Genomic DNA, 14957 nt, shown 5'->3' on the forward strand with positions numbered 1-14957 from the left:
CTGGGGTGTCGTGGACCTGAGCACCCGATAGGGGCCTCAATGCGTGATCTGTCGTGGCCTGCGAAGGTCTATCTGCTCGCCGTCATCGTGATGGCGGGCGCCCTGTTCGGCAACAGCCTGGCCACCAGGGGCGAACTGGTCGCGGTCGAGAGCCTGGGCATCCTGTTGGTGCTGGCGCTGCTGTTCCTCGTCTGCGAGTCGATGCCGACGTTGCTGAACGTCGAGCAGTTCGCCGTGTCCGTGAGCTTCTCGGCCGCGTTGGCGGCGATCGTGCTCATCGGGCAGGAGGGGGCGGCGCTGGTCGGCCTCACGGCGATGCTCAGCGTGCGGCCGGGGCTGCCGCTGATCAAACGGTTGTTCAACGGCTCGCAGTTCGCGATCTGCGGATATGCCGCCGGCTCCGTCTACGAGGTGCTCGGCGGGGTGTCCGGGGTGCCGAAGGTCAACGCCTTCGACGCGCTGATCGGGCCGTACGCGGCGGCGACGGCGGTGTTCGTGCCGCTCAACATCGTGCTGACGCTCACCATGATCCGGCTGGCCACGCGGGTGGGCAAGGTGGAGATGCCGATCCGGGGTTTCGCGCAGTTCCTGCTGACCTACCTCGGCTATGGGACCTTCGGGCTGCTGGTGGCGGGGCTGTGGGCGACGATCGCGTCGATCTCGGCGGTGCTGGTGCTGCTGCCGCTGTTCGTGGCCCGCTGGGCGTTCGGCCAGTACTACGCCCAGCAGCGCTCCTACGACGCCACCATCGCCGCGCTGTGCCAGGCGGTGGAGACCAAGGACTACTACACCAGAGGCCACTGCACGCGGGTCTCGCTGGCGTCCACGATGATCGCGCAGGAGATCGGCATGGGCGTGGAGCGGTTGCGCGCGATCAGGTACGCGGGCATGCTGCACGATGTCGGCAAGCTCGGCGTGCCCACGAAGGTCCTGCAGAAGGAGGGCGCGCTGACCGAGGAGGAGTTCGCCGCGATCCAGCTCCACCCGATGCGCGGGCTGGAGATCGTGCGCGGCATCGACTTCCTCGACGAGGCGTTCGCCGGGATCATGCACCACCATGAGCGGCACGACGGCAAGGGCTACCCGATGGGCCTGGCGGGCTCTGAGATCCCCGAGTTCGCCCGGGTCATCGCGGTGGCCGACGCGTTCGACTCGATGACGTCCGATCGTTCCTACCGGGGCGCGCGGCCGGTGGAGGTCGCGGTGCGGGAACTGGAACGGGGCGCGGGCACGCAGTTCGACCCGGTGATGGTGGCCGCCTTCATCAGGGCGCTGGAGCAGGAGCCGTGGCAGCCGCCGCGCCGTGTCGACCCGCCGCCTCCGGACGCCAAGCGGATCAAGGACCACGACGATCCGACGATGCCCATCGAAGTGGTGACCGGCCAGTGAGACGCTCGGCCGGCAAAGGGCTGGACTCCGGCCAGTTGCTGCTCATCTGCGCCGCCGGACTGGTCGCGGTCGCGGGGATCGCCTCGACGGCGGCGGTCGGGCTCGACCGGCCGGAGGTGGCGATCGGGTTCGGCGCGCTGATCGCGGCGGGCGAACTGGCGCGGCTGACGATGCCTGGCAACCGGGAGGTGGCGCCGATCGGCGCCGCCGCCGCACTCGGTTACACGCTGCTGCTCGACCTCGCCTCCGACCAGTTGCACCATTCGGCGTTGCAGGTGGTGGCCGTGATCGCGGTGGGCATGGTGGCGGGCGCGCTGCCACATCTGGCGGTCGGGCGCCCGCCGAGGCTGGACGCGATGGCGCGGCGGCTGCTCACGGGCGCGCTGCTGGCCTTCGCCTTCCGGCCGCTGGCCGCGCCGCTGCACGAGTACACGCGGGGCGCGGGCGGCGTGTGGTGGCCCGCGCTGGCGGTGATGGCCGGGCTGATCGCCATCACGCTGGTGGTGGACGTGCTCATCGCGGCGCTGCTGCGGGCCGAGCAGGTGCGCACGGCCTTCCGGGTGGCGGTGCGCGACGAACTGGGGATGGCGTTGCCGCTGGGCGCGGCGGTGGGGGCCTCGGGTGTGCTGCTGGCGCTGGCCTCGCACAGCATGGACCTGGTGGCGCTGGTGGTGTTCGCGGCGCCGCTGCTGGTCACCCAAGTGGCTTTCCGGAAATATGCCGGTATCCGGGCGACCTATCTGCAGACCGTGCGCGCTCTGTCGCGGGTGACCGAGGTCGGCGGGTACGTCGAGCCCGGGCACTCGCGGCGGGTCAGCCGCATGTCGGTGGCGATCGGCCGCGAACTCGGGATGGCCGAGCCGGAGCTGCTGGAACTGGAGTACGCGGCGCTCATGCACGACATCGGGCAGTTGTCGCTGCGCGACCCGATCCCGGGCGGCGCCACCGTCCTGACGGACCCGGAGCAGGCGCGGCGGATCGCCGAGCTGGGGGCGGAGGTCATCAGCCAGACCGGGGTGCTGCACCGGGTGGCGGACGTGGTGCGCCGCCAGTGCGACCCGATCGACGCCGACCCGCCGCTGTCGAGCCGCATCATCAAGGCGGCCAACGCCTACGACGACCTGGTGGGTGGCTCCAACGACCGCGACCGGGCAAACGCGGCCCTGGAGCGCCTGCGGCTGGGCGGCGGCACGGAGTACGACCCCGCCGCGATCGACGCCCTGTCGCGGGTGGTCGGCCGGTCCGGCGCCCGCCTCTGACCCGTCACGGTCCACCCCCGCCCACCGCCCCGCGCCGCCGCCGCTTCTCCCGGTCGGCGGCCGCTCCTCGGGCGCGCCTGAACCCGCCGTGACGACTCCGCTCTTGCCCTCCCGAGGGCGGACAGGCCGCGGTCATCGACCGAGGCGCGCGAGGAACCTTTCCCGATCGACCGCCATCCGCTCGACGACTCCCCGGCCGACCAGCGTCGAGCGCTCGTGGGCGGTGAAGGTGAAGACCAGCCTGCGGCCGTCGACCTCGGTCAGCTCGGCGACGATCTCGACGTGCGCGCCGATCGGCGTGGCCGCGAGATGGTCGAGTTCGACGCGGGTGCCGACGGTGGTCTGTCCTGGTTCCAGATGTGGTCCGACGGCCTGGACGGTGGCCGTCTCCGCCAGCGCCAGCAGGCGCGGGGTGGCCAGCACGGGGACGTCCCCGCTGCCGATCTTGGCGGCGGTGTCCTCCCGCTCGACCATGATGAGCAGCCGGGACCTGAGGCCGGGGGCGAGCGTCATGCCGTCAGCGTACTGCGATCACCACTGCGCGCCCGCCGGGAACGGCAGGCCGGACGGTGACCGAAGAGAAAACTAGAAACCCGGACAAGATCCTGCATTAACCATCAGGATAGGTTTATACGACATATGGCATTCGAGTGGTGTATGGGGCACGTGGGTCATACACTCTCGAAGTTCCGTGACCTCTGTGTGACCCCGCTGCGACACTGGTGCGCTTTGTTGGGGGTCTGGGGGTCGGGAGAGGCTGGGGGTACCGGGGGGGACATGGCGGCACAAGGGATGATGCTGGCGGGGCGCTATCGCCTCGACACGCGCATCGGGGCCGGAGGCATGGGCGAGGTCTGGCGTGGCGAGGACATCGTGCTCGCCCGGACCGTCGCCGTCAAGGTGCTGCTCCCCGGCCGCATGGACGACCCGGGCTTCCTCGCCCGCTTCCAGGGCGAGGCCCGCGCGATGGCCACCGTCAACCACTCCGGGGTCGTCGACGTCTACGACTACGGCGTCAGCGGCGACACCGTCTACCTGGTGATGAAGTTCGTCGACGGCGAGTCGCTCGACCGGCTGCTGGGACGGCTCGGCCGGATCGCGCCCGAGCCCGCCATGGAGCTCATCGCCCAGGCCGCCTCGGCCCTGCAGGCCGTCCACGACCAGGGCATCGTGCACCGCGACGTCAAGCCGGGCAACCTGCTCGTGCAGCGCGACGGCACGCTGGTGATCACCGACTTCGGCATCGCCCGCTCCGACCTCGCCAACCGCCTCACCGACGCGGGCATGGTGCTCGGCACCGCCGCCTACTGCGCGCCGGAGCAGGCCGAGGGCGCTCCCGTCACCCCGGCCGTCGACATCTACGCCCTCGGCGTCGTCGCCTACGAGTGCCTGGTCGGCCAGCGCCCGTTCGACGGCGACAGCGCCGTCACGATCGCGCTCAAGCACATCCGAGAGGCCCCGCCGCCACTGCCCGCCGACATCCCGCCCGCCGTGCGCGCGCTGGTGGAGAAGGCGCTGTCGAAGGACCCCGCCCGGCGCTTCGCCAGCAGCGGCGAGATGGCCGCCGTCGCCCGGCAGGCCGCTCAGGGACGGCAGGCCATGCCCGAGCTGGCCGCTGCCCCCGTGCCCGCCGCGTTGCCCGAGTCGCCGGCGACCGCGGAACCGGCTCAGCAGCAGAACGACACCACGCCCGTCGTCCCGAACCGCCGCCGCAAGGTCGCGAAGGCCCGCAGCCGTGGCGGGCTGGTGGCCGCCCTCGCCGTGGCCACGGTCCTCGGTGCGGGCGCGGGCGCCATCGCCATCACCAACATGGGGCTGCCGAGCGAAGGGCCCGGGCCCTCACAGCCTCAGGCCGGTGAGGACCCGATCACCGCCGGCGTGACGACCGAGCCCTCGACCCCGACGCCCACCAAGTCGCCTCGGCCCCGTCCGAAGCCCACGGCGTCCACGGAGCCCCCGGTTCGTTCCACCGAGCCGGAGGACGAGCCCGACGACAAGCTCCCCAGCCTCGACCCCGAGCCCACCACGACCACCGAGCGCCCCTCGCCCACGCCCTCCCGCACCAAGGACAAGACGAGTGCGTCGGCGACCCCTGGGCTGAAGAAGGTGCCGAACGTGGTGGACATGCTCTACCCGGAGGCCCGCCAGGTGATCGCGGGCGCCGGGTTCACGGTCAGGTACTACGACGACAGCAACGGGTCGGTGCCGCACCGCTGCCTCAACGTGATCTCCACCACGCCGAAGGCGGGCACCATGCTGGCACCGCGCAAGAGCGTCACCCTCAACCTGGTCGGCTCCCTGACGTGCGCGGCGGAGCCGACGCCGACGCCCACCCCGACGCCGGACCCGTCGGCCGGCGGCACTAAGCCGGCCGGATAGGGCCGGTCGGGTAAGCCCGTCAGATCCCGGTCGTGTTGCGGGGGTAGGCGATCTCCGGGTCCGTCGCGATGTTCACCAGATAGGGCACCCCCGAGTCGAAGGCGCGCCGCAGCGCCGGACCGATCCCGGCGGGCTCGGTCACCAACTCGCCGGCGCCGCCGAGTGCGGTGACCACCTGGTCGTACCGCGTCTGCGGCTGGAGCTCGGCCGCCACGTCGTAGCCGTACAGCAGTTGCATGGGGTGCTTCTCCAGGCCCCAGATGCCGTTGTTGCCACAGATCATGACGACCGGCAGCTTGTGCCGTACCAGCGAGTCGACGTCCATCAGCGAGAATCCGGCGGCGCCGTCGCCGAGCAGCAGCACCACCTGCGACGACGGGCGCGTCAGGCGGGCGGCGATGGCGTAGCCGAGGCCGGTCCCCAGGCAGCCGTACGGCCCCGGGTCCAGCCAGTTGCCCGGCCGGGCGGGCTCGACGTACTTCCCGGCGTAGGAGACGAAGTCGCCGCCGTCGCCGATCACCACCGCGTCGTCGTCGAGCACCTTGTTGAGCTCGCCGTACACCCGCATCGGGTGGATCGGGTCGGCGTCGCTGCCCAGCAGCGCGGCGTCCGAGGCGACGGCCGCCCTCGCGGTGTCGGCCAGGGTGTCCGCCCAGCCCGCGTAACGGGAGGTCTTGACGCCCGCCTCGCCGCAGGCCGCGGACAGCCCCCAGAGCACCAGCGACAGGTCGCCCGCCGCCGACGCCACCGGCTGCATGTGCGTCGTCACCTGGGACGGCGCATCCGCGATGTGCACGACGCGGGCCAGCGGCGCCCCGTCCTTGCCGCCGAACCAGCCGTAGCCGAGGCGGAAGTCGAGCGGAGTGCCGACCACGATCACCAGGTCGGCCTGCCCGAACGCCTTGCCCCTGGCCCGGGTGACCAGCAGCGGATGTCCCGCGGGCAGCAGTCCCCTGCCCTGTCCGTTGAGGACCACCGGCACCTTCCACGACTCGGCGAAGTCGCGGGCGGCCTCCTCGGCGCGGTCCATCCACACGTCGGAGCCGAGCACCAGCACCGGCCGCTCGGCCTCGCCCAGCAGCCGCGCGACGGCGGCCAGGTCGTCGGGGTCCGGCTCCAGCGGGGACGGCGTCTGCGTCCGCACCGTGTGCTCCGGCGACGGGGAGAACAGGTGGTCCATCGCGAAGTCGATGAAGACCGGGCCGCGATGCGGGGCGGTCGCCGTCCTGAAGGCCATCTCGACGTCCTGGCCGATCGAGTCCGGGCCGGTGGCGGTGAAGGCCAGCTTCGTGACGGGCGCCAGCAGCGGTGGGTGGTCGAGCTCCTGCAGCGCGCCGCTGCCCCAGCGGGACTGCGGCGCCCGGCCGCCCATGACGACGACCGGCGAGCCGTTGAAGTGGGCGCTCGCCACCCCGCTCACGCCGTTGGTGATGCCGGGCCCCGCCGTCAGCACGGCCAGGCCCGGCTTCCTGGTGAGCCGGGCCGTGGCCTCGGCGGCGAACACGGCACTCTGCTCGTGGCGTACGTCGAGGATGCGCATCCCCTCGTGCACCGCGCCGTCGTACAGCGGGAACACGTGCGCGCCCGACAGGGTGAACATGGTTTCGACGCCATATGCCTTAGAGACGGCGACTGCGGCGTCGCCGGCGTGCTTCGCGGACTCCATGCGGGGAAACCTACCAACCAGTCACTCAAGTAAACAGATGGTCAGCAGCAGAGCTCCACCCGGCCGGCCGGCGCCTCCGCGAAGATCCTGCGTGAGGAGTGCGACGCGTGTGTCACGTTCACGAAGGTCTTGCGCCCGAGCGCGGTCACGTTGTAGGTGCTGGCCGGCACCCTCACCCGCACCTCGCCCTCGGTGCGCACCACCGCCCGGATGTCGTCCGGCGGCTGGTGGAAGGTCAGGTCGAGGTCGCCCGCGCCGGTCTCGACGTCGGCCCGATCCGCCCGCATTCCCTCGGCGGTGATGCTCCCGGAGCCCGAGCGGGCCCACACGCCGCCGACGATGCCGGAGATGCGGACGTTTCCTGACAGGGAGGTCAGCCGCAGGTTGCCGTACAGGCCGGAGACGCTCAGTTCGCCGCGCCCGGTCTCGGCCACCAGGTCGGTCTCCACGGGGACGGAGATCTGGTAGTCCACGGTGCACCGGGGGTTGTGCTGCTCGACCACGGTGGTGGGCTCCGGGCACTCGGCCCCGAGGTCGAGGGTGGAGGTCAGTGGGTCCCAGTTCTGCGTGAACTTGGGCTGGTCGCGGCTCGACCAGGTCATGCGTCGCTCGACGAAGATCCGCCCGGCCTCGCCGGACACCACGTCCACCGTCACGAACGGGCTGTTCGTCACGACCTTGAGGCTGGAGCCGCTGAACGGGATCGGCTCGTACTCCCTGGACGAGGGCAGGTCGGCGTCGGCGAAGATGGCCACCATCGCCGCCGTGGAGATGACCATGGCGGCGACGGTCGCCACCGACCCGACGACCCGCCACAGCGCCTTCACTGCTGCGTCCTGACCCGCAGGAACCGCAGCACGGCCAGCACCCGCCGGTGGTCGCCCTCCGTCGGCGAAAGGTCGAGCTTGGTGAAGATGTTGCCGATGTGCTTGCCCACCGCGCCCTCGCTCAGCACCAGTTCCTGCCCGATGCCGGCGTTGGAGCGGCCCTCCGCCATCAGCTTGAGCACCTCCTGCTCGCGCGGGGTCAGCCGGTCGAGCGGGTCGCTGTGCCCGCGCAGCAGCAGCTGCGAGACGACCTCCGGGTCGAGTACGGTCCCCCCGGCGGCCACCCGCCGCAGCGCGTCGATGAACTCGGCCACGTCGGCCACCCGGTCCTTCAGCAGGTAACCGACGCTGCCGGTGGCCGACGACAGCAACTGGGCGGCGTAGCGCTCCTCGACGTACTGGGAGAGCACCAGGACCGCGAGGTCGGGCTGCTCACGGCGCAGTACGAGGGCCGCGCGCAATCCCTCGTCGGTGTGGGTCGGCGGCATCCGCACGTCGGTCACGACCAGGTCGGGCCGATGCTTCTCCGCGGCGCGCAACAGGCTCTCCGCCTCGGCCACGGCGGCCACGACCCGCATTCCCGACGACTCCAGGAGCTTGATCAGCCCCTCCTTCAGCAGGACGGAGTCCTCGGCCAGCACTACTCGCACGGTAGCTCCACTTCGATCATCGTCGGCCCGCCCAGCGGGCTGTGTAGTCGCACCGTCCCGTCGACGGCCGCGATGCGCTGGGCCAGTCCGCGCAACCCGGTGCCGCCTTCGAGACTGGCGCCGCCCCGCCCGTCGTCGACCACCGTGATCGTCAGGAGGGCGCCCCTGCGCCGCACCACGACCTCGGCGCCGCTCGCCCGCGCGTGTTTGGCGATGTTGGTCAGTGCCTCGGACACCACGAAGAAGGCGACCGCCTCGATCGTGGGCGAGACCCGTTCGACGAGGTCCACGCGCAGCCGCACCGGGACCGGCGAGCGGGCCGCGATGCCCGACAGGGCCGCGTCCAGGCCCTGGTCGTTGAGCACGGCCGGATGCAGGCCGCGCACGAAGTCGCGCAGCTCCTTCAGGGCCTGCTTGGCCTCCTCGTGCGCCTGCTCGATCGCCTCCTTGGCCGGCGGCGGCAGGTCGGTCAGCGTCGCCCGCGCCAGGCCCAGATTCATCGCCAGGGACACCAGGCGCTGCTGGGCGCCGTCGTGCAGGTCGCGCTCGATGCGGCGGCGTTCGGCGTCCGCCGCGTCGATCACCCCGGCGCGGCTCTCCTGAAGCGTCTCGATGCGCTGGCCCAGCTCGTAGCTGCTGGGGCCGAGCAGGGTCCGTGCCATCGACGACTCCAGCAGCACCATCGCCCTGGCCGCCACCGGCGCGAACAGCAGCAGCACCGCCCCGCCGGCCGTGAAGGCGGCGATCACCGGCGGGTCGCGCAGGTCGAACAGGTTGAACACCGCGTTCGTCGCGTTCACGTGCTGCTGGACGAACGCGGTGATCCCCATCACGCCGCCGCCCCACATCACGCCGACCAGCACCAGCGTGACCAGGCTCAGGAAGGGGGCGGCCAGGTGGAAGCCGATCTGCCGCCACAGCCGCTGGTCCCGCCAGGTGGAGAACGCCGGCGAGGGCGGCAGCCGGTGGTCGATGAACGCCTCGAACCGAGAGCTCTGCACCCGCGTGAAGACCGGCATGCAGCGGCGCAGCAGCGGCGGGGCGAACAACGCCGCCACCGTGAGCACCGCCAGCACGACGGCGACCGGCAGGCCGACGGCGACCAGCGCCGTGTCCAGCCAGGCGCGCCGCGCGTGGCGCAAGAGTTTCATGGCCCCTACGGTACGAACTGCGGGCCGGTGCCCGACAGGGGTCAGGTGGGCGGGCCCCTGGTGGGGTTAGCACCACCGGGGGCCGGGCGTCACAGCGGCGGTACCGACCACCCCCTGGCGCCGAACAGCGGAGCGTGCTCGGCGTTGACGAACAGCCGGTCCTCCGGGGCGGGGACGCGGAAGTAGCTCTGCGGGTGCAGGAGTTCGCGCGCGTCGTCCGACAGGTCGAGGACGTACCGGTCGGGTGCGCGGCGACCGGCCAGGAAGCGCAGCTCGAACGGCAGCAGCGCCAGCGGGTCCTGGTGCTCCCAGATGCCGAGTCCCGCCTCACGGGCCTGACGGACGGCGGCTCTGGCGCGGCCGAGGGCGCCCGCCTCGGCGACGGCGCGGGCGCTGCCCGGCTCCGGCACCGCCTCGGCCACGCTGCCCTTCTGGCGGGCGAACGGGTCCACGTTCGGCCAGATGAAGTACGGCGCCACGTGCCCGGCCGCCAGTAACCGCTCGTTGTAGGGGGCGGGGCGAGGCGGGTCGCGCTGGTCGCGGTTGACGTAGCAGAGCAGGCGACCGTACCTGTCGAGGATCTCGTGGGCGAAGGCCAGCCGGAGCTTGAAGGTCTCCTCCGTGAGGCCCTGTTCGGCGAGGTCGGCGGAGATCATGTCCTTGAGCGCCCTGGTGGACGGCGCCGCGTGGCGGGCGTGGTTGGCGGCGGCGGAGGCGCCCACCTTGGTCAGCAGGTGGGTGTGCAGCGCGGTGCGCAGCGTCAGCGGCGGGTAGCCGGCCGCGAACGGGTCGGTCAGGAAGTCCGTCCAGGCCGGGTGTTCGATCTTGACGAACCCCTTCGGATGGTCGGGGAAGGCGGGACTGCGCGGCAGCGTGAAGCTGACCTCGGGGGCGTCGACGCCGAGCATGCGCACGCCGAAGTTGCCGTCGGCGGCGATGTTGATCGTGTCGCCGTCGTGCACGATCTTCTCGACCGGCTGGGCCCTGCCGTTCTTGGACCTGGCGAGAAGGGCGTGGCCGATGGTGATGCCGGGAACCGGTTGTTCGATCGCCTTTGCCATACCTGCACGATCCACCGTCGCGGGCGTTCCCGCCAGGGGTCACCGGCCGGGTGCGAACGTGCGCCGGAAGCGGGCGGGGTCGAAGGTGCCGCCCAGCACGGGCGCCAGCCCTTCGCGGGCCAGCATGAGGAAGTCGGGGCTCGCGGCGGCGTTCGCGGGCAGGGCGCCCGCGAGGGGGCGGGTGGAGAGCATCTCCAGGTCGGTGACGTTGCTGCGGTCGTCGAGCCCGGGATCTCGCGGCCAGCAGCCGATGACCAGCCCGGCCAGGTCGAGGCCGCGGTGGGCGAGCGCTTCGAGGGTGAGTGCGGTGTGGTTGAGGGTGCCGAGCCCCGGCCTGGTGACGACGAGGACCTGGGCCGACAGCAGGCGGGCGAGGTCGGCGAGGGTGGCGCCCTCCTCGTCGAAGCGGACGAGCAGGCCGCCCGCGCCCTCGACGAGCACCAGGCGGTTGGTCTCGGAGAGTTCCCTGATGCGGACGGCGGCCTCGGGGATCGACAGCGGGGGCAGGTCCGCGTGGCGGGCGGCGGCGGCGGGGGAGAGGGGGGCGGGGTAGCGGGCGAACTCGAAGGTGGTCGTCACGCCGGCGAGGCGGATGATCTCGTCGAGGTCGCCGGGCTCGGTGGGGGCGACGCCGGTCTGCGCGGGTTTGACCACCGCGACGGAGGCGCCTCTGTCGCGGGCGAGCGCCGCGACCGCCGCCGTCACGACGGTTTTGCCGACGCCGGTGTCCGTGCCCGTCACCACCACCACGCTCACCCGTCCCACGGTATCCGTTCGTGGTGGTCGGTGCTCGCATCCATCCGTTACGGCAGGCCGCCCGACCCCCGCCCGCCGTCGCCGCCGCCCGGCCTCCCCGGCGCCCCTCCTCTGCCACACGTCCCGCCGTGACGACGCCCCGGACCCGCCTCCGTGGTTCCCCTCCAGGGGCTTACCAGGCGGCGTCGCGGTGGGGTGGGCGTCCGGGGAGTGGCGCCGGAGAGGCCGTGAGCGGAGGACGGAGGGCGGTGGTGAGGGGTGGCTTGCCGTGACGGATGGGTGGGAGGTTTCAGGGGCGGCGCAGGCGGGTGACGAACTTGTAGCGGTCGCCTCGGTAGAGGGATTGGGCCCATTCGACCGGATTGCCGTCGGCGTCGAAGGCGTGCCGGGTGAGCAGCAGCATCGGCAGCCCGACGTCCACCCCCAGCGCCTTGGCGTCGTACGGCGTCGCCAGCACCGTCTCGATGATCTCCTCGGCGTCCGTCAGCCGCACGTTGTAGGCGTTGTGCAGGGTCTCGTACAGCGACGAGTGCACCTCCAGCTCCCTGCGCAGCCGGGGGAAGCGCCGCGCCGACAGATGGGTGGTGTCGATCGAGACCGGCTCCCCGTTGGCCAGGCGCAGCCGGTGGATGCGCAGGACGCGCCCGCCCGGGTTGATGGCCAGGCGGCGGGCCAGCGCCTCGTCCGCCGTGATGTACCCGATTTCCAGGATCTTGGTGTCCGGTTCGAGCCCGGCCGTCCGCAGGTCGCCGATGTAGGAGGTCAGTTGCAGCACCTGCGCCACCTTGGGCTGGGCCACGAAGGTGCCCTTGCCCTGGATGCGCAGCAGCCGCCCCTCGACGACGAGTTCGGTCAGCGCCTGCCGGACGGTGGTCCGCGAGGTCTCGAACCGCACGGCCAGCGCCCGCTCGGGCGGCAGTGCGGTGCCCGCCGGCAGGCTCTTGGTGAGTTCGAGCAGGCTGCGCTTGACCTCGTAGTACTTGGGCACGCGGGGCGCGTCCTCGGTCACGCTCTCACCTTCACTTCTGCCACGGCGGTGAGGGCGTGTCTGATCACCGCGAGATCATCGGAACTCAGATTGGCCCGAGCGGTCAACCGCAGGCAAGAACGGCCACGGGGTACGGACGGCGGACGGAAGCATCCGACGCGCACACCGTGCTCCGCGCAGGTCGCCGCGGCCGCCAGGGCGGCCTCGGGGGCGCCGAGAACCACCGGCACCACTGCTCCCGCGGGCTCGCTCGTCTCCAGGCCGAGTGCGCGGGCCGCCGAGGCCAGCTCCCTCGCTCTGGCGCGGGCGGTTCCCGGCAGCTCAGGCTGACTGAGAAGGATATCCACAGCGGCCAGCGCGGCGGCAACGCAGGCGGGCGCGAGGCCGGTGTCGAAGATGAAGGGCCTGCCGGTGTCGACCAACGTCTCGATCACCTCCGGCGTGCCAAGCACCGCTCCGCCTTGGGATCCGAGCGCTTTGGACAGTGTGACGGTTCTCACAATGTGAGATTCCCGAAATAGCGCGGTTGACTGCTCCGAAACCGGTCCGGCTAACTCTTTCGCCGCCCAGACCGCGCCTCTGCCGCCCTCGCCCACCACGCCCAGCGCGTGGGCCTCGTCGACGACCAGCAGGGCGTCGTGCCGGGCCGCGGCCTCGGCCAGCGCGGCCACGTCCGCGAGGTCGCCGGCCACGGAGAACACCGCGTCGGTGACCACCACCGCGCGCTCCTCCGTCCGCGCGGCGAGGGCCTTCTCGACGGCGGCCACGTCCCCGTGCGGGGTCACCGCCACCCGCGCTCTGGACAGGCGGCAGGCATCGGCGATCGACGCGTGGTTGCCCGCGTCCGAAACGACCAGCCCGTCTCTCGCCAGCGTCCCCACGGCCGCCAGATTCGCCATGTACCCGGAGGAGAAGACCAGGGCCCGCTCCGCGCCGCAGAAGGCCGCCAGCGCGGCCTCCAGGTCGCCGTGCAGCCGCGTGGAGCCCGTCACCAGCCGTGAACCCGTGGAACCGGCTCCCCAGGTCCGCAGCGCCGCCACGGCGGCCTCGACGACGCGTGGGTCGCGGGCCAGGCCGAGATAGTCGTTGGAGGCGAGGTCGAGCAGGTCGTCGTCGGGCGGTCGGGGGCGCAGGGTCCGCCTGAGCCCGGCGGCCTCGCGCTCCTGAGCGGCTGCGCGCAGCTCTGCCAGCGGATTCATGAGCGAATTTAACCAGCAGCCCCGCCGCTCACACCTGTCCGCCCTTCCCCGCCGCACCCGCCGTGAGGGGAGGGGGCGGTTTGGATGATGCGGGGGCGAGCGCGCATGATGCACTCGTGCCGACACTCAGCGACCTGGTCGCTCGCCATACCGCACTCGACGAGGCGGATCTCGACTGGCTGTACTCCCTCGTGTCCGACTGGCAGTTGCTGGCCGACCTGTCGTTCGCCGACCTCATCCTGTGGACGCCGCTGCTGGAGGGACGCGGCTGGATCGCCATCGCGCAGATGCGGCCGACCACCGGACCGACCGTCTACCACGACGACGTCGTCGGCACGGTCGTCGGCAAGGGCGAGCGGCAGCTCATCGACACCGCCTGGAACGAGCGGCGCATCTGCCGCGAGGGCGACCCGGACTGGTCGACCGGCGTGCCGGTCCGTGAGGAGACCATCCCGGTCCGCCGTACGCTGCCGGACGGCGAGGGCCGCTTCCTCGGCGTCATCCAGCGCTCGACGAACCTGTCGTCGGCCCGCACCCCCTCCCGCCTGGAGCTCACCTACCTCCAGAGCGCCTCCGACCTGGCCCAGATGGTGGCGGAGGGCCGCTTCCCGTTCTCCGGCGACGAGCCGATCCTGGTACGTTCCCCGCGCGTCGGCGACGGCCTGCTCCGCCTCGACCGGGCGGGTCGCGTCACGTACGCCTCGCCCAACGCGCTGTCGGCCTACCGCCGCCTCGGCCTCCACGCCGACCTCGTGGGGGCGGAACTCGGGCGGGTGACCGCGACGCTCTGCTACTCGGACGAGCCGATCAACGAGGACCTGATGATCGTGGCCAGCGGGCGGGCGGCCAAGGAGACCGAGGTCGAGTCCGGCGGCACGATCGTGCAGTTGCGCGCGATCCCGCTGATCGTGGGCGGCGGGCGCATCGGGGCACTGGTGCTGATCCGCGACGTCACCGAACTGCGCCGCCGCGAGCGCGAGCTGATGACCAAGGACGCCACGATCAGGGAGATCCACCACCGGGTCAAGAACAATCTGCAGACGGTCGCCGCGCTGCTGCGCCTGCAGGCGCGCAGACTGCAGCTGCCCGAGGGGCGGGAGGCCCTGGAGGAGGCGGTACGGCGGGTCGGCTCGATCGCGATCGTGCACGAGACGCTCTCGCACGCCCCCGAGGAGTTCGTGGACTTCGACGACATCGCCGACCGGGTGATCGCGATGGCGGGCGAGGTGTCGGCGCCGGAGGCGGCGGTCACGCCGCGCCGGGTGGGCGAGTTCGGCGTACTGCCCTCGCTGATCGCGACCCCGCTGGCGATGGCGCTCACCGAGCTGCTGCAGAACGCGCTGCAGCACGGTCGCCCGAAGCGGCTGCAGGTGGTGGTGGAGGCCAAACAGGACCGGCTGAACGTGCTGGTCTGGGACGACGGCCTGGGGCTGCCCCCCGACTTCGACGCGGAGAACGCCACCAGCCTCGGCCTGCAGATCGTCCGCACGCTGGTGGTGGGGGAGCTGTCGGGCAAGCTCGCGATCAGCCCCAGGCCGGGCGGCGGCACCGAGGCCGCACTCTCGATTCCGCTGCCCACGACCTGAGATTCCGCTGCCCACGACCTGAGCCGAGACGCACTTGGCCGCCCAA

13 protein-coding genes are annotated in these 14957 nt (G+C 72.0%); 4 read left to right on the plus strand and 9 right to left on the minus strand.

From position 1 onward, the window contains the following. Positions 1–39: 39 nt before the first annotated feature. Together ABD120_RS09330 and ABD120_RS09335 are read left to right on the plus strand one after the other, a co-directional pair. Complete coding sequence (locus ABD120_RS09330) at positions 40–1389, plus strand: HD-GYP domain-containing protein (RefSeq protein ID WP_343949344.1); 1350 nt, start codon at positions 40–42, stop codon at positions 1387–1389. Next, a complete protein-coding gene (locus ABD120_RS09335) occupies positions 1386–2648 on the plus strand; it encodes an HD-GYP domain-containing protein (protein WP_343949345.1) in 1263 nt (420 codons plus the stop codon). Before ABD120_RS09330 ends, ABD120_RS09335 begins: the two co-directional genes overlap by 4 nt. A 132-nt stretch (positions 2649–2780) precedes the next feature. Here ABD120_RS09335 and ABD120_RS09340 read toward each other — a convergent pair whose 3' ends face one another. Then, positions 2781–3161, minus strand: a complete 381-nt coding sequence (locus ABD120_RS09340; protein WP_343949347.1) for a thioesterase family protein — start codon at positions 3159–3161, stop codon at positions 2781–2783. A 264-nt stretch (positions 3162–3425) separates the two neighbouring features. Here ABD120_RS09340 and ABD120_RS09345 point away from each other — a divergent pair, with 264 nt between their 5' ends. After that, on the plus strand, positions 3426–5027 hold the full coding sequence (locus ABD120_RS09345; RefSeq protein ID WP_343949348.1) for a protein kinase domain-containing protein: 1602 nt from the start codon (positions 3426–3428) through the stop codon (positions 5025–5027). A gap of 19 nt (positions 5028–5046) precedes the next feature. Here ABD120_RS09345 and ABD120_RS09350 read toward each other — a convergent pair whose 3' ends face one another. The 8 genes from ABD120_RS09350 to ABD120_RS09385 form a co-directional block, all read right to left on the minus strand. Beyond that, complete coding sequence (locus ABD120_RS09350; RefSeq protein ID WP_343949349.1) at positions 5047–6693, minus strand: acetolactate synthase; 1647 nt, start codon at positions 6691–6693, stop codon at positions 5047–5049. 41 nt (positions 6694–6734) lie between these two features. After that, complete coding sequence (locus ABD120_RS09355) at positions 6735–7520, minus strand: DUF4097 family beta strand repeat-containing protein (RefSeq protein WP_343949350.1); 786 nt, start codon at positions 7518–7520, stop codon at positions 6735–6737. Next, positions 7517–8170: a response regulator gene (locus ABD120_RS09360; RefSeq protein ID WP_343949351.1), complete on the minus strand. Its 654-nt coding sequence runs from the start codon at positions 8168–8170 to the stop codon at positions 7517–7519. Before ABD120_RS09360 ends, ABD120_RS09355 begins: the two co-directional genes overlap by 4 nt. Beyond that, complete coding sequence (locus ABD120_RS09365; RefSeq protein WP_343949352.1) at positions 8161–9321, minus strand: sensor histidine kinase; 1161 nt, start codon at positions 9319–9321, stop codon at positions 8161–8163. The genes ABD120_RS09360 and ABD120_RS09365 overlap by 10 nt, the downstream gene beginning before the upstream one ends. Before the next feature lie 89 nt (positions 9322–9410). Further along, positions 9411–10382 (minus strand): thermonuclease family protein, encoded by a 972-nt coding sequence (locus tag ABD120_RS09370; protein ID WP_343949353.1) that lies wholly within the window; start codon positions 10380–10382, stop codon positions 9411–9413. A gap of 39 nt (positions 10383–10421) precedes the next feature. Beyond that, on the minus strand, positions 10422–11138 hold the full coding sequence (gene bioD, locus ABD120_RS09375; protein WP_343949354.1) for a dethiobiotin synthase: 717 nt from the start codon (positions 11136–11138) through the stop codon (positions 10422–10424). Positions 11139–11427: 289 nt separating this feature from the next. Further along, the gene (locus ABD120_RS09380) at positions 11428–12147 is read right to left on the minus strand and encodes a GntR family transcriptional regulator (protein ID WP_343949355.1); all 720 of its coding nucleotides are present in this window, start codon (positions 12145–12147) and stop codon (positions 11428–11430) included. Continuing rightward, positions 12144–13325: an 8-amino-7-oxononanoate synthase gene (locus ABD120_RS09385; RefSeq protein WP_343949356.1), complete on the minus strand. Its 1182-nt coding sequence runs from the start codon at positions 13323–13325 to the stop codon at positions 12144–12146. The genes ABD120_RS09380 and ABD120_RS09385 overlap by 4 nt, the downstream gene beginning before the upstream one ends. A 116-nt stretch (positions 13326–13441) precedes the next feature. On the opposite strand from ABD120_RS09385, the gene ABD120_RS09390 reads away from it, so the two are divergent. After that, complete coding sequence (locus tag ABD120_RS09390; protein ID WP_343949357.1) at positions 13442–14911, plus strand: histidine kinase N-terminal domain-containing protein; 1470 nt, start codon at positions 13442–13444, stop codon at positions 14909–14911. The last annotated feature ends 46 nt before the right edge of the window (positions 14912–14957 follow it).

The organism is Nonomuraea longicatena, assembly GCF_039525605.1.
Classification (GTDB): Bacteria; Actinomycetota; Actinomycetes; order Streptosporangiales; family Streptosporangiaceae; genus Nonomuraea; species Nonomuraea longicatena.

Bases quoted from the DNA above. Each gene is read 5' to 3' on its own strand.
- ABD120_RS09330 (WP_343949344.1), top strand. From the start codon at position 40: ATGCGTGATCTGTCGTGGCCTGCGAAGGTCTATCTGCTCGCCGTCATC.
- ABD120_RS09340 (WP_343949347.1), bottom strand. From the start codon at position 3,161: ATGACGCTCGCCCCCGGCCTCAGGTCCCGGCTGCTCATCATGGTCGAG.
- ABD120_RS09345 (WP_343949348.1), top strand. From the start codon at position 3,426: ATGGCGGCACAAGGGATGATGCTGGCGGGGCGCTATCGCCTCGACACG.
- ABD120_RS09350 (WP_343949349.1), bottom strand. From the start codon at position 6,693: ATGGAGTCCGCGAAGCACGCCGGCGACGCCGCAGTCGCCGTCTCTAAG.
- ABD120_RS09365 (WP_343949352.1), bottom strand. From the start codon at position 9,321: ATGAAACTCTTGCGCCACGCGCGGCGCGCCTGGCTGGACACGGCGCTG.
- ABD120_RS09370 (WP_343949353.1), bottom strand. From the start codon at position 10,382: ATGGCAAAGGCGATCGAACAACCGGTTCCCGGCATCACCATCGGCCAC.
- ABD120_RS09385 (WP_343949356.1), bottom strand. From the start codon at position 13,325: ATGAATCCGCTGGCAGAGCTGCGCGCAGCCGCTCAGGAGCGCGAGGCC.